The sequence below is a fragment of the Micromonospora sp. M42 genome (assembly GCF_000568915.1).
GTDB lineage: Bacteria > Actinomycetota > Actinomycetes > Mycobacteriales > Micromonosporaceae > Micromonospora > Micromonospora chalcea.
Genome location: NZ_KK037233.1, coordinates 3,370,338 through 3,389,160, shown reverse-complemented (window position 1 = coordinate 3,389,160; position 18,823 = coordinate 3,370,338). Strand labels below are relative to the sequence as shown.

General features: G+C 71.1%; 21 protein-coding genes. 14 read left to right on the top strand and 7 right to left on the bottom strand.

What is annotated here, in order from left to right:
• Positions 1–132: 132 nt before the first annotated feature.
• The 4 genes from MCBG_RS15310 (at position 133) to MCBG_RS15295 (ending at position 2,972) form a co-directional block, all read left to right on the top strand.
• Positions 133–429, top strand: a complete 297-nt coding sequence (locus tag MCBG_RS15310; protein WP_030501355.1) for a hypothetical protein — start codon at positions 133–135, stop codon at positions 427–429.
• Between the two features lie 73 nt (positions 430–502).
• A complete protein-coding gene (locus MCBG_RS15305) occupies positions 503–1,900 on the top strand; it encodes a DUF4331 domain-containing protein (RefSeq protein WP_043326471.1) in 1,398 nt (465 codons plus the stop codon).
• Positions 1,901–1,912: 12 nt separating this feature from the next.
• Positions 1,913–2,251, top strand: coding sequence for a hypothetical protein (locus MCBG_RS15300; protein ID WP_043326469.1), 339 nt, complete (start codon positions 1,913–1,915; stop codon positions 2,249–2,251).
• 460 nt (positions 2,252–2,711) lie between these two features.
• Complete coding sequence (locus MCBG_RS15295; RefSeq protein ID WP_013284161.1) at positions 2,712–2,972, top strand: WhiB family transcriptional regulator; 261 nt, start codon at positions 2,712–2,714, stop codon at positions 2,970–2,972.
• 82 nt (positions 2,973–3,054) lie between these two features.
• On the opposite strand, the gene MCBG_RS15290 is transcribed toward MCBG_RS15295, so the two are convergent.
• Positions 3,055–3,504 (bottom strand): metallopeptidase family protein, encoded by a 450-nt coding sequence (locus MCBG_RS15290; protein ID WP_018787548.1) that lies wholly within the window; start codon positions 3,502–3,504, stop codon positions 3,055–3,057.
• A gap of 153 nt (positions 3,505–3,657) precedes the next feature.
• Between MCBG_RS15290 and MCBG_RS15285 the strand changes: the two genes are divergently transcribed.
• Complete coding sequence (locus tag MCBG_RS15285) at positions 3,658–4,032, top strand: DUF3499 domain-containing protein (protein WP_043326466.1); 375 nt, start codon at positions 3,658–3,660, stop codon at positions 4,030–4,032.
• A 100-nt stretch (positions 4,033–4,132) separates the two neighbouring features.
• Here the strand turns inward: MCBG_RS15285 and MCBG_RS15280 are convergent, their stop codons facing one another.
• The 3 genes from MCBG_RS15280 to MCBG_RS15270 form a co-directional block, all read right to left on the bottom strand.
• A complete protein-coding gene (locus MCBG_RS15280) occupies positions 4,133–5,512 on the bottom strand; it encodes an NAD(P)/FAD-dependent oxidoreductase (RefSeq protein ID WP_043330632.1) in 1,380 nt (459 codons plus the stop codon).
• 5 nt (positions 5,513–5,517) lie between these two features.
• On the bottom strand, positions 5,518–6,864 hold the full coding sequence (locus tag MCBG_RS15275) for an aspartate aminotransferase family protein (RefSeq protein WP_043326464.1): 1,347 nt from the start codon (positions 6,862–6,864) through the stop codon (positions 5,518–5,520).
• Positions 6,865–7,012: 148 nt separating this feature from the next.
• Positions 7,013–7,525 (bottom strand): Lrp/AsnC family transcriptional regulator, encoded by a 513-nt coding sequence (locus MCBG_RS15270; protein WP_030501361.1) that lies wholly within the window; start codon positions 7,523–7,525, stop codon positions 7,013–7,015.
• Between the two features lie 206 nt (positions 7,526–7,731).
• Between MCBG_RS15270 and MCBG_RS15265 the strand changes: the two genes are divergently transcribed.
• The 9 genes from MCBG_RS15265 to MCBG_RS15225 all read left to right on the top strand — a co-directional run bounded on the left by MCBG_RS15265 (position 7,732) and on the right by MCBG_RS15225 (position 16,341).
• Entirely contained in the window at positions 7,732–8,916 is a 1,185-nt protein-coding gene (locus MCBG_RS15265; protein WP_043326462.1) for a polyamine ABC transporter substrate-binding protein, read from the top strand.
• Positions 8,913–10,070, top strand: a complete 1,158-nt coding sequence (locus MCBG_RS15260; RefSeq protein WP_043326460.1) for an ABC transporter ATP-binding protein — start codon at positions 8,913–8,915, stop codon at positions 10,068–10,070. Before MCBG_RS15265 ends, MCBG_RS15260 begins: the two co-directional genes overlap by 4 nt.
• A 111-nt stretch (positions 10,071–10,181) precedes the next feature.
• A complete protein-coding gene (locus tag MCBG_RS15255) occupies positions 10,182–11,087 on the top strand; it encodes an ABC transporter permease (RefSeq protein ID WP_043326458.1) in 906 nt (301 codons plus the stop codon).
• Between the two features lie 58 nt (positions 11,088–11,145).
• Positions 11,146–11,970, top strand: coding sequence for an ABC transporter permease (locus tag MCBG_RS15250; protein WP_043326456.1), 825 nt, complete (start codon positions 11,146–11,148; stop codon positions 11,968–11,970).
• Positions 11,967–13,388: an NAD(P)/FAD-dependent oxidoreductase gene (locus tag MCBG_RS15245; RefSeq protein ID WP_043326455.1), complete on the top strand. Its 1,422-nt coding sequence runs from the start codon at positions 11,967–11,969 to the stop codon at positions 13,386–13,388. The genes MCBG_RS15250 and MCBG_RS15245 overlap by 4 nt, the downstream gene beginning before the upstream one ends.
• On the top strand, positions 13,388–14,590 hold the full coding sequence (locus MCBG_RS15240) for a saccharopine dehydrogenase family protein (protein ID WP_043326453.1): 1,203 nt from the start codon (positions 13,388–13,390) through the stop codon (positions 14,588–14,590). The genes MCBG_RS15245 and MCBG_RS15240 overlap by 1 nt, the downstream gene beginning before the upstream one ends.
• Positions 14,587–15,600, top strand: a complete 1,014-nt coding sequence (speB, locus tag MCBG_RS15235) for an agmatinase (RefSeq protein WP_043326451.1) — start codon at positions 14,587–14,589, stop codon at positions 15,598–15,600. Before MCBG_RS15240 ends, speB begins: the two co-directional genes overlap by 4 nt.
• A 40-nt stretch (positions 15,601–15,640) precedes the next feature.
• A complete protein-coding gene (locus tag MCBG_RS15230; protein WP_043326449.1) occupies positions 15,641–16,033 on the top strand; it encodes a type II toxin-antitoxin system RelE/ParE family toxin in 393 nt (130 codons plus the stop codon).
• Entirely contained in the window at positions 16,030–16,341 is a 312-nt protein-coding gene (locus MCBG_RS15225) for a transcriptional regulator (RefSeq protein ID WP_043326447.1), read from the top strand. The genes MCBG_RS15230 and MCBG_RS15225 overlap by 4 nt, the downstream gene beginning before the upstream one ends.
• A gap of 19 nt (positions 16,342–16,360) precedes the next feature.
• Here MCBG_RS15225 and MCBG_RS15220 read toward each other — a convergent pair whose 3' ends face one another.
• The 3 genes from MCBG_RS15220 to adh all read right to left on the bottom strand — a co-directional run bounded on the left by MCBG_RS15220 (position 16,361) and on the right by adh (position 18,754).
• A complete protein-coding gene (locus MCBG_RS15220) occupies positions 16,361–16,804 on the bottom strand; it encodes a hypothetical protein (RefSeq protein WP_043326445.1) in 444 nt (147 codons plus the stop codon).
• Positions 16,805–16,901: 97 nt separating this feature from the next.
• Positions 16,902–17,249: a DUF779 domain-containing protein gene (locus MCBG_RS15215; RefSeq protein WP_043326443.1), complete on the bottom strand. Its 348-nt coding sequence runs from the start codon at positions 17,247–17,249 to the stop codon at positions 16,902–16,904.
• On the bottom strand, positions 17,249–18,754 hold the full coding sequence (gene adh / locus MCBG_RS15210) for an aldehyde dehydrogenase (protein WP_043326441.1): 1,506 nt from the start codon (positions 18,752–18,754) through the stop codon (positions 17,249–17,251). The genes MCBG_RS15215 and adh overlap by 1 nt, the downstream gene beginning before the upstream one ends.
• Positions 18,755–18,823: the final 69 nt, after the last annotated feature.

Sequence of the window (18,823 nt, the reverse complement as noted above, 5' to 3'; positions counted from 1 at the left end):
CTGCCGTACCTGTGGATGCCGGCGGCGGTTTCGGCGAGGACCGCCGCCGGTGACCCCAGAACCGGGGCCCGGCGGTGTCCGGGCGTCCCGGGCCCGTTGCGGCGCTGCGGCGCCGGTCCGGAAAGGTTGCCGATGAGCACTGACGAGACCACCGACGCGCCGAAGAAACGGCGGACCTGGCCGCGGTTGACCCGCAGGCAGACGCTCACCGCCGCGGCGAGCGCGACGCTGGGCGCCGCCGCCCTCACCGTGCCGGGCCTGTCCGCCGCGCAGAACTCCCCCACGGCGAGCCGGCGCGACGAGCCGATCGTGGCTCACCTCCGCGACGCCGCCACCGGCGCGATCGACGTCTTCGTCGGTACGACAAGGGTCGAGATCCGCGACCGCGGTCTGGCCGACCGCCTGGTGCGCGCCGCCGGCCGGCGCTGATCCCACCCCTCCACCGGCGTGGGCTCCCGGCGCCGGTTCCGTCTTCCGTTCCCCCGACGAAGGTGCGTCCGCCATGTCCTCTCACCGCGAGGCCCCGGAGATCGCCAAGGATCCGGTCGCCGACAGTTCCGACCTGTACGCGTTCGTCACGCCGAGCCAGCCGGACACGGTCACGTTGATCGCCAACTACGTGCCGCTGCAACTTCCCTCCGGCGGCCCGAACTTCTTCGAGTTCGGCGACGACGTCCGGTACGAGATTCACATCGACAACGACGGCGACGGTAATCCGGACGTCACCTATCGTTTCGAATTCACCACGGAGATCACGAACCAGAACAGCTTTCTCTACAACACCGGGCCGATCGAGTCGCTGGAGAGCAAGAACTGGAACCGGCGGCAGTTCTACCGGCTGACCCGGATCGCCGACGGCCGCGCGCGGGTGCTGGCGCACAAGCTGCCCTGCCCGCCCTGCAACGTCGGGCCGCTGTCCACCCCGAAGTACCAGAACCTGGTACGCCAGGCGACGTTCAAGCTGTCCACCGGCGAGAAGGTCTTCGCCGGACAGCGTGCCGACGGCTTCTTCGTCGACCTGGGCGCGGTGTTCGACCTGGGCACGCTGCGGCCGTTCCAGCAGTTGCACGTGGCCGGCAAGAAGCTGTTCCAGGCCGAGGGCGAGCCGGTGAACGCGCTGGACCGGCTGAACGTGCACAGCCTCGCCGTGCAGGTGCCGCTGAGCCAGGTGCGCCGTAAGGCCGCCCGCTACGGCGTGGCCGACCGCGCCTCGACCATCGGGGTGTGGACCAGCGCGTCCCGCCAGCAGGTCCGGGTGCTCGGCGACCGGGTCTCCGCGGACACCGCCGCCGGCCCGTTCACCCAGGTGTCGCGGCTCGGTAACCCGTTGTTCAACGAGGTCATCGTGCCGATGTCCAGGAAGGACGTCTGGAACACGCTGCCGCCGTCGGAGGACAAGCGCTTCGCCGGGTTCGTCGAGCGGCCCGAGCTGGCCGCGCTGCTGCCGGCGCTGTACCCGGGCGTGTTCGGAAATCTGGACGCGCTGAACAAGTCCAAGAAGCCGCGCGCCGACCTGGTGGCGATCCTGCTCACCGGAATCCCGGCCGGACTGATCGACGGCTTCGCCAACACCACCGGCGACGTCCAGGCGGACATGCTGCGGCTGAACACGGCGATCCGGCCCAGCCGCACACCGGACCGGTTCGGCGTGCTCGGCGGCGACCTGGCCGGTTACCCGAACGGCCGTCGCGTCGCCGACGACGTGGTGACGATCGCGCTGCGTGCCATCGCGGGACTGACCGTGCCACTTGTCGACAAGACGTTCCGCCCGGACGCCGCCGCCGCGGCGGTCACGCCGGGTCTGAGCGCGGCCGACGTCACCGCGCCGTTCCTGGCCGACTTCCCGTTCCTCGGCACACCGTACGACGGGTTCGGCAACCCGCAGGCGAAGAAGTCCTGACGGGAGACGCGGATGTCACACCATCACGATCTCGGCCCGTCGGAGGTCGGCAGCGTCGTGCTCGACCTCGGCGGCGACCGCGGCGCGCTGATCATCCACACCGGCCGGGACCTGCACGGCCGGGAAATCGAGATCAGCCGGGCGGACCTCGACAGCCCGCGGACCCACTCCGCGGTACGCGAGCGGCACGTCCTGGACGGGGTCTTCCACAGTGCCGTCTACCCGGACCTGGAGGCGGGTGTCTATACCGTCTGGTGGGACGAGAACACATCGGCCGGCGCGATCTCTGTTACCGGTGGGTGTATCGCCGAATTCGTCTGGCCGACCAGCTCACCCGCCCGGGTGGACTGAACCGGCGACCGCGCCGACGCCTGCGCCCTGTCCACATGGTGGACGGGGCGCAGTCGGCGTTGGACGGCTCGGCGGGCGGTACCGCAACGAGCGCGTTACCCTTTGGCCCACCAATTCTGATCTTGGTACGAGCGGCCGGCGGGGGCGTCCGGCCGGCCCGCCGGCGGTGCGCCACGGCAGAAAACTTCCGGCAACTCGCCGGGGAGGGCGTTACTCGTCCGGGGTCTGAATCGATAGGGCAGGTTGCGAGGCTACGGGCGACCGCGGCGGTCGTCCCGGACGTGTCGGGAGGGCGACTCCATTATCAAGTTTGGCTTGACGGCGCACGCATTACACGCGTGTAATTTGAATGGGGTTGTTCGCACGGAACGCAACAAATGGTGACCGTACGGACAGGCACGCCTTTCGCGTGGGGGGTTGCAGCGGCGAATGACGCCGGTGCGCGACAAGGAGGCAATCGATGGACGGCCAGCTCGAGGTGGCCGACCTGCTCGGGAACGCGCCGGAGTGGCAGGAGCGGGCGCTCTGCTCGCAGACCGACCCGGAGGCGTTCTTTCCCGAGAAGGGCGGCTCGACCCGCGAGGCGAAGCGCATCTGCTCGCGGTGCGAAGTGAAGACGGAATGCCTGGAGTACGCGCTCGGCCACGACGAGCGGTTCGGAATCTGGGGTGGCCTCTCCGAGCGGGAGCGGCGCAAGCTCAAGCGGCGGGTCGCCGCCTGATCCACGTACGGGCCGACGGGCGGTGGGGGCCGTCCGGGCCCGGGTCGCTGTCCGGCCGGCGGGGGCCGGCCGGGTGGCGGCGTCAGGCCAGCTCGTCCGGGTCCACCCCGAGCAGATTCGCCACCTGCTCGATGATCACGTCGTGCACCAGGTCGGCGAGATCCTCGCGGTCCATCGCGCGGAACTCCAGCGGCCGCCGGTAGAGCACGATCCGGGGCGGCACCTCCTGGCGGCCGGGCCGCCCGGGCAGCAGCCGGGCGAGCGGCACCTCGCCGTCCTCCAGCACGTCCGAGTCGTAGACGTTCAGATCCGGCGGGACGTCCTCGACCGCGAACTCCACCCCGGCCAGCTCCTTGGCGAACCGGCGTTCGAGCGTCTCCACCGTGTCGAGCACCAGGTCGTCGAAGACCTCGGCCTTCGTCCGGGCCAGCGGGACGGTGGCCGGCACCAGCCGCCCGCGCAGCCCGCGACCGTGCCGGTCACGGTGGGTGCGCCGGCCGGAGCCGGGGCGGCGGTTCTGCGGGCTCGTCATGACGGACAGGGTAGCCCGGGGTGGCGGTCCACCCGTCGCCGCGAGGCTGTCCGGCGCGCCGGGGAGCCGATCGGAGGAATTGTGATCACCATGACGGGCGTGTCGTAACGCGAAGCGGTGCGCCGGACCCGGTAATGGGGATACCCTGCCGCCGTGAGGTCACCACGGCGCTGCTCCCGTAACGGCTGCCCCCGGCAAGCGGTCGCCACATTGACCTATGTCTACAACGAGTCGACGGCGGTGGTGGGCCCGCTCGCCGCGTTCGCCGAACCGCACACGTACGACCTGTGTGAGCCGCACGCCCGCAGCCTGACCGCCCCGCGCGGCTGGGACGTGGTGCGGCACGAGGGTGAGTTCGAGCCGCCGCCGCCCACCACCGACGACCTGGTGGCGCTGGCCGAGGCGGTCCGTGAGGCCGCCCGCCCCGCCCCGCCCCGTCCCCCCGAGGACGAACCCACCACCAAGCCCCAGGCCCCCCACCAGCAGGGCCGCCGGGGCCACCTCCGGGTCATCCCACCCCACCACTGACCCCCTCCGCCGGCCTCCGCGCGTTGATCAAGGAGTTTGTGTCAAGGAAACCGTGTCCGGGAGGCACAAACTCCTTGATCAACGGATTGGGAACCCGGGGTCAGTGGCCCAGGAAGCGGTTGAAGAGGTCGGCTCGGCGGGACGTGCGGGACGTACGGTGCTCGGTGTGGTCGGCTGAGGACATGATCCTCAGGCTGGCGTTCATCGCCAGCCAGCGCAGCGGCTCCGGTTCCCAGCGCGGGGAGCGGTGGCCCACCCAGGGAAGTGCCGTGAGGTCGGTCTCCACGCCGCGGATCAGGTCGGCCAGCGTACGACCGGCGAGGTTGCTCGTGCCCACTCCGTCACCGACGTACCCGCCGGCCCAGGCGAGCCCGGTGCGGCGGTCCAGCCCCACCGACGCGGCCCAGTCCCGGGCCACGCCGAGCGGCCCGCCCCAGGCGTGCGTCACCGGCACGTCCGGCCCGAGCACCGGGAACAGTTCCCCGAGCGTCCGGCGCAGCGCCGCGAACACCCGCGGCTCCCGGTCGAAGCCCGGCCGCACCCGGGAGGCGTAGTGGTAGGGCGCGCCCCGCCCGCCGAACGCGAGCCGGCCGTCGGCGGTGCGCTGGCCGTACACGATGACGTGCCGGTAGTCGGAGAACGTCTCCCGCTCCGCCAGCCCGATCCGCGCCCACGTCTCCTCGGGCAGCGGCGGGGTGGCCACCATCAGCGAGTAGACGGGCGCCACCGTGCGCCGCTGGCCGGGTAGCCCGGGCGTGTAGCCCTCGGTCGCGCGGACCACCACCGGCGCCCGGACCACGCCCGCCGGTGTCACCGCCGCGCCCGGCCGCAGCGCGGTCACCGGGGTGCGCTCGTGGATGCGTACGCCCCGGCGCTCCACCGCCCGCGCCAGGCCCCGGACCAGCTTCGCCGGGTGCACGGCGGCGCAGTGCGGGGTGTACGTGCCGCCGCGTACCCCCTCGGCGTCGCACCGCGCGGCGGCCTCGGCGGCGTCCAGCAGCGTCAGGTCGTCGTCGGTGAGCCCGTGCGCGTGGGCCTGGTCGACCTCGGCGCGGGCCCGGGCGAGCTGGACCTCGCTGCGCGCCAGCGTCACCGTGCCGCCGGCCCGCCAGTCGCAGTCGATGCCCTCGGCGGCGGCGACCCGCCCCACCTCGCCGACCGTGTCGTGCATGGCCCGTTGCAGGGCGAGCGCGCGGTCCCGGCCGTGGCGTCGGGCCAGCGCCGGCAGCGAGGTGGGGAACAGCGCCGAGCACCAGCCGCCGTTGCGCCCGGATGCGCCGTACCCGGCGATCTCCCGCTCCAGCACGACGACGCGCAACGTGGGGTCGGCCTCGGCCAGGTAGTACGCCGTCCACAGCCCGGTGTACCCGGCGCCCACGATCGCCACGTCGGCGTCCGTGTCGCCGGGCAACCCGGGTCGCGGTGTCAGCGGCTCGTCCAGGCTGGACAGCCAGTACGAGAGGTGCCGGTAACCGGTCATCGGCGTCAGAGCCGGGACCACGCCTCGGTCAGCACCGCGCGCAGGATCTGCTCGATCTCGTCGAAGTGCTGCTGGTCGGCGATCAGCGGCGGGGCGAGCTGCACCACCGGGTCGCCACGGTCGTCGGCCCGGCAGTAGAGCCCGGCGTCGAACAGCGCGGTGGACAGGAAGCCGCGCAGCAGCCGCTCCGACTCGGCCTCGTCGAACGTCTCCCGCGTGGTCTTGTCCTTGACCAGCTCGATGCCGTAGAAGTAGCCGTCACCGCGGACGTCGCCGACGATCGGCAGGTCGTGCAGCTTCTCCAGGGTGGACCGGAACGCGCCCTCGTTGGCCCGGACGTGCCCGATCAGGTCCTCCCGGGCAAACACCTCCAGGTTGGCCAGCGCGACCGCGCAGGAGACCGGGTGGCCGCCGAACGTCACGCCGTGCGCGAACATGCCGGTCTCGGTGAGGAACGGCTCCATCAGCCGCTCGCTGGCGATCATCGCGCCGAGCGGGGCGTAGCCGGAGGTGATGCCCTTGGCGGTGGTGATGATGTCCGGCTGGTAGCCGTACCGCACCGCGCCGAAGTACTCGCCGAGCCTGCCCCAGGAGCAGATCACCTCGTCGCTGACCAGCAGCACGTCGTACGCGTCGCAGATCTCGCGTACCCGCTCGAAGTAGCCGGGCGGCGGCGGGAAGCAGCCGCCGGAGTTCTGCACCGGCTCCAGGAAGACGGCGGCGACCGTCTCCGGCCCCTCCCGCTCGATCGCGCGGCCGATCTCCTCGGCGGCCCAGCGGCCGAACGCCTCGGGGTCGTCGCCGTGTTCGGGGGCGCGGTAGAAGTTGGTGTTCGGCACCTTGATGCCCCCGGGCACCAGCGGCTCGAAGTCGGTCTTGATGCCGGGCAGGCCGGTGATCGACAGCGCGCCCATCGAGGTGCCGTGGTAGGCGATGTAGCGGCTGACCACCTTGTGCTTGGTGGGCTTGCCGGTGCGCTTGAAGTAGGCCCGGGCCAGCTTCCACGCCGCCTCGACGGCCTCGGAGCCGCCGGTGGTGAAGAAGACCCGGTTCAGGTCGCCGGGCGTGAGCGTGGCGATCTTCTCGGCCAGCTCGACGGCCTTCGGGTGGGCGTACGACCAGAGTGGGAAGTAGGCCAGCTCGCCGGCCTGCTTGGCGGCGGCCTCGGCCAGCTCGGCGCGGCCGTGGCCGGCGTTGACGACGAACAGCCCGGCCAGCCCGTCCAGGTAGCGGCGGCCCTGCGCGTCCCAGACGTACGCGCCCTCGCCCCGGACGATTGTCGGAACCTCGCCGGCGGGGTAGCTCGCCATGCGGGTGAAGTGCATCCACAGGTGGTCGGTGGCGTTGGCCATGTCAGCCCCATCGGGTCTCGGGCCGGTCAGGGGTGACACCGGCCGCTCTGCCCACGGTTATCCCACAGGCGGTGCCGATAAGGCAAGCGAAGAAGCTTCACCGCGACGGATTCAGCGCCATATCACTGTGCTGTCAACGGAATCCGCATCAGGCGGTGCCCCAACTGTAGGTCTGCTTGCGCAGCTTCAGGTAGACGAACGCCTCGGTGGAGAGCACTCCGGGCACGCCGCGCAGCTTCTGCAGGATCTCCAGCAGGTGCGCGTCGTTGCGGCAGACCACCTCGGCCAGCAGGTCGAACGAGCCGGCGGTGATCACCACGTAGTCGATCTCCTCGAACTCGGCCAGCCGGTCGGCCACCGACTCCAGGTCACCGTCGGTGCGCAGCCCGATCATGGCCTGGCGGGGGAAGCCGAGCTGGAGCGGATCGGTGACCGCGACGATCTGCATGACGCCCGCGTCGAGCAGTCGCTGCACCCGCTGGCGTACCGCCGCCTCGGAGAGGCCCACCGCCTTGCCGATGCTCGCGTACGGGCGGCGCCCGTCCTCCTGGAGCTGCTCGATGATCTGCTTCGCCACGTCGTCGAGCAGAACGTGATTGGCGCCTTCACGCACGGTGACCCGACGGCCGCCGTTGGCGTTCTCCTGGTGCCGGTTGACCATCGACGCTCCTTGTATCCGATTCTTCGTATCGAGCGTAGTGCCCCGCGCAGTCTGGCGTATTTCGTGGCGACTGGCTATTCCAGCAACGGAATCCCTTGTGAGAGAGGTTTTCTCATGTCAGGATCAGTCGTCCATCGCCACTGACCCTCCCGCCGGCGTGCCGCCCCCCGTCCCGCCGCCGACGATGCCCCCCAAGGAGTCGTCACATGCGTAGTCCCCTTCGGACCCTCACCCGGCGTGGTCTGCTCACCGGGACCGTCGGCTCGGCCGCACTGCTCGCCACCGCGGGCGCCCTGGCCGGCTGCGGGACCAAGGGCGCCCAGCAGACCGAAGCCGGTTGCAAGAGCGAGGATCTGTCCGCCACCGAGAAGAAGGTCGCCTTCTCGAACTGGCCGCAGTACATGGACACCGACGAGAAGGACGAGTCCAAGCGCCCCACGCTCGACGCGTTCGTCGCCGCCACCGGCATCCAGGTGACGTACACCGAGGACGTCAACGACAACAACGAGTTCTTCGGCAAGGTGCGCAACCAGCTCGCCGGGTGTCAGAGCACCGGCCGGGACATCATGGTGCTCACCGACTGGATGGCCGCCCGGGTGATCCGCCTCGGCTGGGTCCAGAAGCTGGACAAGTCGAAGATGCCGAACGTCGAGGCGAACCTGCTGCAGTCGCTGCGCGGTCGCTCCTTCGACGCCGAGACCCAGCTCGCCGTCCCGTGGCAGTCCGGTCTCGCCGGGCTCGCGTACAACGCGAACGTCACCAAGGAGATCCGCACCGTCGACGAGCTGCTCACCCGCCCCGATCTCAAGGGCAAGGTGACGGTGCTGTCGGAGATGCGCGACACCATCGGCCTGCTGCTCCAGTCGCTCGGCCACGACCCGGCCAAGTTCACCTCGGCCCAGTTCGACGACGCGCTGAACAAGCTGAAGAAGGCCGTGGACAGCAAGCAGATCCGGCGGTTCACCGGCAACGACTACGCGCCCGATCTGGCCAAGGGCGACATCGCCGCGTGCATCGGCTGGTCCGGCGACGTGGTCCAGCTCGGCTTCGACGACGAGAAGATCAAGTTCGTGGTGCCCGAGTCCGGCGTGATGCTCTGGTCGGACAACATGCTGGTGCCGAACAAGGCCACCCACAAGGCCAACGCCGAGGCGTTGATGAACCACTACTACGACCCGGCGGTGGCGGCGAAGCTGGCCGCGTACGTCAACTACATCTGCCCGGTGCAGGGCGCGCAGGCCGAGATGGAGAAGATCGACCCGGACCTGGCGAGCAACCCGCTGATCTTCCCGGACGACTCGATGCTCTCCAAAGCCAAGGTCTTCATGGCGCTCGACGAGGCGCAGGAGAAGGAGTACGAGACCAAGTTCCAGCAGGTGATCGGCGCGTGAAGGGGCAGCAGACCCCGGCCGGCGACCTGCGCCTGGTCGACCTGACCAAGCGGTTCGGCGTCTTCACCGCCGTCGACGACCTCACCCTCACCATCCCGCAGGGCTCGTTCTTCGCCCTGCTCGGCGCGTCCGGCTGCGGCAAGACCACCACACTGCGGATGATCGCCGGGCTGGAGCAGCCGACCAGCGGGCAGGTGCTGCTCGGCGACCAGGACATCGCCGGGCTGCGGCCGTACAAGCGGCCGGTGAACACCGTCTTCCAGAGCTACGCGCTCTTCCCGCACCTGGACATCCACGAGAACGTGGCGTTCGGGCTGCGCCGCCGCGGCATCCGCAAGGTGAGCGACCAGGTCGAGCGGATGCTCGCGCTGGTCCAGCTCGAAGGGTACGGCCGGCGCCGCCCGGCCCAGCTCTCCGGCGGCCAGCAGCAGCGCGTCGCGCTGGCCCGGGCACTCATCAACCACCCGCAGGTGCTGCTGCTGGACGAGCCGCTCGGCGCGCTCGACCTGAAACTGCGCCGGCAGATGCAGATCGAGCTGAAGCGGATCCAGACCGAGGTCGGCATCACGTTCGTGCACGTCACCCACGACCAGGAGGAGGCCATGACGATGGCCGACACGGTCGCGGTGATGAACGCCGGCCGGATCGAGCAACTCGGCGCGCCCGCCGCCATCTACGAGTACCCGGCCACCGCGTTCGTGGCCAACTTCCTCGGCCAGTCCAACCTGCTCGCCGCCGAAGCCGGCGGTCGCGCCGCCGACGACGTGCTGGTCACGGCGCACGGCTCGCGCTTCTCGGTGCCCGCCGGCCGGGCCCGGCTCACCGACGGGCCGGCCTTCCTCGGCGTACGTCCGGAGAAGCTGCACCTGGTCGACGGCCCGGACCGGGTGCCCGCCGGGCACCAGCACGTCGGTGGCGTGGTCAGCGACGCCTCCTACGTCGGGGTGAGCACCCAGTACCTCGTGCGCACCGCGTGGGGCAGCGAGCTGACCGCGTTCGCCGCGAACAGCGGGCTGGGCGGTCAGCTGGCGGTCGGCACGGCGGTGACCGCGCACTGGGATCCGCGGCACGCGTTCCTGCTGCCCCGGGCCGCCGGTGAGGACGACCAGACCGCGCCGCTGCTCGACGAGCCGCCGGTGGGTGCGTCGGCATGAGCGAGCGCAGCGAGCGAAGCGGAGCGGCGGCATGAGCGAGCGCAGCGAGCGAATCGGCTGGCTCAGCGCGAAGGTGTCTCATGGCGGCGCGGAGCGAAGCGGAGTGGCGGCATGAGCGCGCTGGCCCACGTACCGACCTCCGCCGGGAAACCGCCGCCGCCGGTGTGGCGCGGGCGCAACCGGCTCCTGCCGTACCTGCTGCTGCTGCCCGGCGCGGTCTGGCTGCTCGTCTTCTTCGCGCTCCCGCTGGTGCAGCTCGCCTCGGCCAGCCTCTACGACCCGGCCGGCTCGCTCTCCACCGGGTACGCGATGACCTGGGCGTTCGGCAACTACCCGGACGCGCTCCAGGCGTACTGGCCGCAGTTCTCCCGGTCGTTCCTCTACTCGGCCATCGCGCTGGTGCTCGCGCTGCTGATGGGCTACCCGCTGGCGTACGCGATCGCGCAGAAGGCCGGCCGGTGGAAGAACCTGCTGCTGGTGGCCGTGGTCGCGCCGATGTTCACCAGCTTCCTGGTGCGCACGCTGGCCTGGAAGACCATCCTGTCGGACAACGGCGCGCTGGTCGGGCTGCTGCGCGACGTGCACCTGCTCGGACCGGACGGCCGGCTGCTGGCCACCCCGATCGCCGTGGTGCTCGGCCTGACGTACAACTTCCTGCCGTTCCTGGTGCTGCCGCTGTACGCGAGCCTGGAGCGGCTCGATCCCCGGCTGCTGGAGGCGGCGAGCGACCTGTACGCGAGCCCGCTGCGCGCGTTCGCCAAGGTCACGCTGCCGCTGTCGATGCCCGGCCTGATCGCCGGCACGCTGCTGTTCTTCATCCCGGCCACCGGTGACTACATCAACGCCGAGCTGCTCGGTACGCCGAACGAGTACATGATCGGCAACGTCATCGACTCGGCGTTCCTGGTCCGGCTGGACTATCCGCAGGGCGCGGCGCTGTCGTTCCTGCTGATGGCCGCGATCCTGGCGATCGTCTTCGTCTACCTGCGGAAGGCCGGCACGGAGGAGGTGCTGTGATGAGCGCGAGGAGCGCAGCGAAGCGGAGCCCCGCAGTCGCGAATGGAGGCAGGCTCTGATGAGGCGCTGGCTCGCCGACCGGTGGGTGATGGGCGTGGCCCTGCTCGTCCTCGGCTACCTGACGCTGCCGATCATGGTGGTCGCCGGTCTGTCCTTCAACCGGCCCTCCAGCCGGCTCTCCTACGATTTCAACGAGTTCACGCTCGACAACTGGAAGCAGCCCTGCGCCACCTCGGACATGTGCGACGCGGTGGTGCGCAGCATGCAGATCGGGCTCATCGCCACAGTCGTCTCCACGCTCCTCGGCACGCTGATGGCGTTCGCGCTGGTCCGGCACAGCTTCCGCGGCCGGTCCGGGCTCAACGGGCTGATCTTCCTGCCGATGGCCACCCCGGAACTCGTGATGGGCACGTCGCTGCTCGCCCTCTTCGTCGCCGCCGGGGTGCCGCAGGGCTTCTGGACCATCGTCATCGCGCACGTCATGTTCTGCGTGTCGTTCGTCGTGGTCACCGTGAAGGCCCGGCTCTCCGGCATGGACCGGCGGCTGGAGGAGGCCGCGATGGACCTGTACGCCAGCGAGTGGCAGACGTTCCGGCGGATCACGCTGCCGCTGGTGCTGCCGGGCATCGTGGCCGCCGCGCTGCTGGCGTTCTCGCTCAGCTTCGACGACTTCATCATCACGAACTTCAACGCCGGCACCACAGTCACGTTCCCCATGTACGTCTGGGGCGCCTCCCAGCGGGGCATCCCGCCGCAGGTGAACGTGATCGGCACGGCCATGTTCGTGATCGCGTTGCTGCTGGTCGGGGCCACCTCGCTGCGCGGGCGGCGGGCGCGACGGGCCGCCCTCGCGGTGGTCGCCACACCGGCGGGCAAGCCATGACACTCCCGCATACCGGCCGGGCGCTGGCCGACGCCGCGCCCGTGCCGTACTGGCTGGACCGCCCGGAGCGGCCCGACCCGCTGCCGCCGCTGTCCGGCTCGCACACCGCCGACCTGCTCGTGGTCGGCGGCGGGTACGCCGGACTGTGGACCGCGCTGCTCGCAAAGGAGGCCGACCCGGACCGGGACGTGCTGCTGGTCGACGCGGGCACGTGCGGCTGGGCGGCGTCCGGGCGCAACGGCGGGTTCTGCGCCGCCTCGCTGACCCACGGGCTCGCCAACGGCGTCGAGCGGTTCCCCGGCGAGATCGGCGAGCTGGAACGGCTGGGCCGGGAGAACCTGGACGCCATCGCCGCCACGGTGGCGAAGTACGACATCGACTGCGACTTCGAACGCACCGGTGAGCTGGCGGTGGCGGTCGAGCCGTACCAGCTCGACGGGCTCGCCGCGGACGCCGACCTGGCCCGCCGGTACGGCCACGACGTGCGGCTGCTCGACCGCGACGAGGTACGCGCCGAGGTGGCGTCGCCGACGTACCTGGGCGGGATGTGGGACCGCGACCGGGTGGCGCTGCTCGACCCGGCGAAGCTCGCCTGGGGACTGCGCCGGGCCGCACTCGACCTGGGCGTACGCGTGCACGAGCACACCCGCGTCACCGGCCTGGCCGGCGACGGCGCGGCGCTGCTCGCCAGCACGGCGGGCGGCGCGGACGCGGCGCCCGGCGCGGTACGGGCGCGGCAGGTCGTGCTCGCCACGAACGCGTTCCCGCCGCTGCTGCGCCGGCTGCGTTCCTGGATCGTGCCGGTCTACGACTACGCGCTGATGACCGAGCCGCTGACCGCCGCGCAGCGCGACGCGATCGGCTGGCGGCACCGGCAGGGGCTCGCCGACACCGGCAACCAGTTCCACTACTACCGGCTCACCGCCGACAACCGGATCCTGTTCGGCGGCTACGACGCGATCTACCACTACGGCAACCGGGTGGCGCCCGCGCTGGAGCAGCGCGAGGCCACCTTCACTACGCTCGCCTCGCACTTCTTCACGACGTTCCCGCAGCTCGCCGATGTGCGCTTCAGTCACCGCTGGGGTGGCGTCATCGACACCTGCACCCGGTTCTGCGCGTTCTTCGGCACCGCGTACTCCGGACGCCTGGCGTACGCGGCCGGGTTCACCGGGCTCGGCGTGGGCGCGACGCGATTCGGCGCCCGCGTGACGCTCGACCTGCTCTCCGGCACCGACACCCCGCTGACCCGGCTCGACCTGGTGCGCCGCAAGCCGCTGCCGTTCCCGCCGGAACCGGTCCGGTCCGTGGGCATCAACCTCACCCGCTGGTCGCTCGCCCGCGCCGACGCGCGCGACGGACGGCGCAACCTCTGGCTCCGTACTCTCGACCGTCTTGGACTGGGGTTCGACTCCTGATGCGTATCCTCCTCGTCGGCGCCGGTGGCGTCGGCTCCGCAGCCGTATCCATCGCCGCCCGCCGTACCTTCTTCGAGCTCATGGTGGTCGCCGACCACGACCCGGCGCGGGCGGCGCGGGCCGTCGCCGGGCACGGCGACCGGTTCGTCGCCGCCACTGTGGACGCGTCCTCCGCCGACGCTGTGGCCGCGCTGTGCCGGGAACACCGGATCACGCACGTCCTCAACGCGGTCGACCCGCGTTTCGTCATGCCGATCTTCGACGGCGCGTTCGCCGCCGGGGCCGACTACCTGGACATGGCGATGTCGCTGTCCCGGCCGCACCCCGAGCGTCCCTACGCCCAGACCGGGGTCAAGCTCGGCGACGAGCAGTTCGCCGTCGCGGAGCAATGGGCCGCCGCGGGGCGGCTCGCGCTCTGCGGCATCGGCGTCGAACCGGGCCTGTCCGACGTCTTCGCCCGCTACGCCGCCGACGAACTCTTCGCCGAGATCGACGAGATCGGGGTACGCGACGGCGCGAACCTGACGGTCGCCGGCTACGACTTCGCGCCCTCGTTCTCCATCTGGACCACCATCGAGGAGTGCCTCAACCCGCCGGTGATCTGGGAGGCCGGGCGCGGCTGGTTCACCACCGAACCGTTCAGCGAGCCGGAGGTCTTCGACTTCCCGGCCGGGATCGGCCCGGTCGAGTGCGTCAACGTCGAGCACGAGGAGGTGCTGCTCATCCCGCGCTGGGTCCAGGCGAAGCGGGTCACCTTCAAGTACGGCCTCGGCGCCGAGTTCATCGAGGTGCTGCGCACGCTGCACAAGCTCGGGCTCGACTCGACCGAGCCGGTGCGGGTACGCGGCGTCGACGTGTCGCCGCGCGACCTGGTGGCCGCCGCGCTGCCCGATCCGGCCACGCTCGGCGACCGGATGAGCGGCAAGACCTGCGCCGGCACGTACGTCACCGGCACCGGCCCGGACGGGCGGCCGCGCCGGGTCTACCTGTACCACGTGGTCGACAACGAGTGGTCGATGGCCGAGTACGGCCACCAGGCGGTGGTCTGGCAGACCGCAGTCAACCCGGTCGTGGCGCTGGAGCTGCTCGCCACCGGCGCCTGGTCCGGCACGGGCGTGCTCGGTCCCGAGGCGTTCCCGCCGACCCCCTTCCTGGACCTGCTCACCGGCTACGGTTCGCCGTGGGGGATGGAGGAACGATGACCCGGTACGGCCCGATGTACGGCCCCGACATCACGTTCCTCGGCGTGCCGCCGTGCACGGTCGAGGAGCCGGTCACGTACGCCGACGCGGACGTGGTGATCATCGGGGCGCCGTTCGACGGTGGCACCTCGCACCGGCCCGGCACCCGGTTCGGGCCGTCCGCCATCCGGCAGGCCTGCTACCTGCCGCACGACGGCTCCCGCCCGTCGCTGGCGCTGCGCGTGGACGGGCTGAAGGACCTGTGCGTCTACGACGCCGGCGACGTGGAGATGTTCAGCGGCGACATCGAGCGTTCGCTCGCCGCGCTGGAGACCGCCGTGCACGCGGTCGCCGCCGCCGGGGCGATCCCGGTGGTCCTCGGCGGCGACCACTCCATCGCGCTGCCCGACGCCACCGGCGTGGCCCGGCACCACGGGCTCGGCCGGGTGTCGCTGGTGCACTTCGACGCGCACGCCGACACCGGGGACGTCGAGTTCGGCTCGCTGCACGGCCACGGCCAGCCGATGCGCCGGCTGATCGAGTCCGGCGCGGTACGCGGCGACCGCTTCCTGCAGATCGGGCTGCGCGGCTACTGGCCCGGCCCGGACACGCTGGCGTGGATGGCCGAGCAGCGGATGCGCTCGTACGAGATGACCGAGATCGTGGCGCGCGGCCTGGACACCTGCCTGACCGAGGCGTTCGGCATCGCGACCGACGAGTGCGAGGGCGTGTTCCTCTCCGTCGACGTGGACGTGGTCGACCCCGGCATGGCCCCCGGCACCGGCACGCCCGAGCCGGGCGGGTTCACCTCCCGGCAACTGCTCGACGCGGTCCGCCGGGTCTGTTACGAGCTGCCGGTGGTCGGGCTGGACGTGGTCGAGGTCGCCCCGCCGTACGACCACGCCGACATCACCGCGTACCTGGGCAACCGGGTGGTGCTGGAGGCGCTCTCAGCGATAGCCCGCCGCCGCCACGACGCCGAAACCGGAACCCCGTGGAACCCCACCCAGCCGCTCCTGGATGACCGCTGACTGGTAGGCCGGGATGTTTAGCCCGGGCTATAGTCAGGGCATGGGTGCGGACGGGAAGCGCTGGTCGGTCCGGGTCACCGGAGAGGTCCGGCACTGGCTGCGCGACCTGCGGGACCACGACCCGGCGTCGTACGAGAGCGTCCGGGTGGCGGTGGACAAGCTGGCCGAGGTCGGGCCGGGGCTGGGCCGCCCGCTCGTGGACACGCTGCGCGGAAGCAGTCTCCGTAATCTCAAGGAGTTGCGGCCCCGCTCCGGTCGGGACGTGGCTATCCGGGTGCTGTTCGTCTTCGATCCGTGGTCGCAGGCGGTCCTGCTGGTCGCCGGCAACAAGGCGGGCGACTGGAGTCGCTGGTACCGGCAGCACATCCCGGCGGCGGAGGTTGCCTACAAGGCTTGGCTCGACAGCGAGCGCGAGCGAAGGGGGGAGTCGTGACGGAGTTCTATCACTGGGACGAGGTCCGCGCCGAACTCGGCGGCGACGACGAGGCGTACGAGGCGGAGCGCGGCCGGACCGACGCCTGGGTGAGCGCGTTCCACCTGGCCGAGGAGCGCAAGCGGCTGGGCCTGACCCAGCGGCAGGTGGCCGAGATCATGGGGGTCACGCCCGGCCGGGTGAGCCAGATCGAGAACGGCGACCTCGACGTCAACGAGGTGGCAACGCTGAGCCGGTACGCCAATGCCCTCGGAGCCCGGCTGCGGATCATCTTCGACTACGGCGACGACCTCCGGCAGATCGCCTGACCGGAGGCCGCCGAGACGGTCAGGGGCGGGCGCAGCGGGGGCGCAGGCGTACGGGCTCGGTGGTTTCGGTAATCGAGTTGGGCTCGATCACCAGGCGGGCGATCGTCGTGGCCGGGCCGGGGCGGAATCTGCCCTGGTCGGCGGGGATGGTCGCGGTCCAGGTGCCGGCGGTGCGCTCGTCGGTGCACGCGCCGATCACGCCGAACCCGAAGCCGGTGACCGAGCCGCGCCGCTGGTCGAGGTGCACCTCGATGTAGGCGAGGCCGCGCTCGGCGCCGCAGTCGAACCGGCCGCCGACGGTGGCGGTGTGCGCCCGCCCGTCGGCCATGCCGAACCAGTTGACGGAGATGCTCGGAGAGGCCGCCGGGGCGGCGACGGCGGCGCCGGGTGCGAGCCCGAGCGTGGCGGCGGTGGCCAAGGCGGTGAGGCCGGCGGCGAGCACTGGCTGTCGGACCGGGTGCATGGGCGGTCTCCTGTCGGGCGGTGGGATGCGACTCCGAAGTGGACGGCGTCAGCATCCCACCGCCGCGATGCCCGCGAGCTGCAAGATCTCGGACAGATCAGCGGTTCAGGTGGGACCGGATGAGGAACCGGACGCCCTCCGGGGCCTCCAGGGAGAAGCCGCTGCCCCGGCCGGGCACCACGTCGACGGTGAGCCGGGTGTGCTTCCACAGCTCCCACTGGGCTTTCGACATCCAGAACTCCACCGGCTCGGGTACGCCGTCGACAGTCAGCGAGGCGAGCAGCACGTCCGAGCCGCCGGTGCGGAACTCACCGGCGGGGTAGCACATCGGGGCGCTGCCGTCGCAACAGCCGCCGGACTGGTGGAACATCAGCGGGCCGTGCTGCCCTCGCAGCGACCGGATCAGGTCGGCCGCCGCGGGGGTCACTGTCACGGTGTCGCCCATCAGAAGAAGCCGAGCTTCTTCGGCGAGTAGCTGACCAGGAGGTTCTTGGTCTGCTGGTAGTGCTCCAGCATCATCTTGTGGTTCTCCCGGCCGATGCCTGACTGCTTGTAGCCGCCGAACGCCGCGTGCGCCGGGTAGGCGTGGTAGCAGTTCGTCCAGACCCGGCCGGCCTGGATGGCGCGCCCGGCCCGGTACGCGGTGTTGAGGTCCCGGGTCCACACGCCCGCGCCGAGCCCGTACAGCGTGTCGTTGGCGATCTTCACGGCGTCGTCCAGGTCGGCGAAGGACGTCACCGACACCACCGGGCCGAAGATCTCCTCCTGGAAGATCCGCATCGAGTTGTCGCCCTCGAAGATCGTCGGCTGGACGTAGTAGCCGCCGGACAGCTCGCCGCCGAGGTCGGCCCGCTCGCCGCCGGCCAGGACGCGAGCGCCCTCCTGCCGCCCGATGTCCAGGTAGGACAGGATCTTCTCCAACTGGTCGTTGGAGGCCTGCGCGCCGACCATCGTGTCGGTGTCCAGCGGGTGCCCCTGCTTGACCGCCTTCGTCCGCTCGACGGCGGCGGCGAGGAAGTCGGAGTAGTGGCCCTGCTGGATGAGCGCCCGGGACGGGCAGGTGCACACCTCGCCCTGGTTGAGGGCGAACATGGTGAAGCCTTCGAGAGCCTTGTCCAGGAAGTCGTCGGAGGCGGCGCTGACGTCGTCGAAGAAGATGTTCGGGCTCTTGCCACCGAGTTCCAGCGTGACCGGCTTGATGTTCTCGCTGGCGTACTGCATGATCAGCCGCCCGGTGGTGGTCTCGCCGGTGAACGCCACCTTCGCCACCCGCGGCGAGGACGCCAGCGGCTTGCCCGCCTCGACGCCGAAGCCGTTCACCACGTTGATCACGCCCGGCGGCAGCAGGTCGCCGATCAGCGAGAGCAGGTAGTGGATCGAGGCGGGCGTCTGCTCGGCCGGCTTGAGCACCACCGCGTTGCCGGCGGCCAGCGCCGGGGCGAGCTTCCACACCGCCATGAGGATCGGGAAGTTCCACGGGATGATCTGCCCGACCACGCCGAGCGGCTCGTGGAAGTGGTAGGCGACGGTGTCGTCGTCGAGTTCGCCGAGCGAGCCCTCCTGCGCCCGGATCGCCCCGGCGAAATAGCGGAAGTGGTCGATCGCGAGCGGGATGTCGGCGGCGAGCGTCTCGCGTACCGGCTTGCCGTTCTCCCACGTCTCGGCGATCGCCAGGGACTCCAGGTTGTCCTGCATGCGGTCGGCGATCCGGTTGAGGATCAGCGAGCGTTCGGCGACCGACGTGCGACCCCACGCGTCGGCCGCGCCGTGTGCCGCGTCCAGCGCCTTCTCCACGTCCTCGGCGGTGCCCCGGGCCACCTCGCAGAAGGTCTGCCCGGTCACCGGGGTCGGGTTCTCGAAGTACTTGCCACCGTGCGGCTTCACGTACTCGCCGCCGATGTAGTGGTCGTAGCGGGACTGCCAGTGGGTGGGGGCGTCGTAGCGCGTCATGGGTACCTCCGCCGTCCGTCTGGGGTGGATGGCGGGCAGGCTAGTTTCCAGGACGTTGCAGGAACGTTG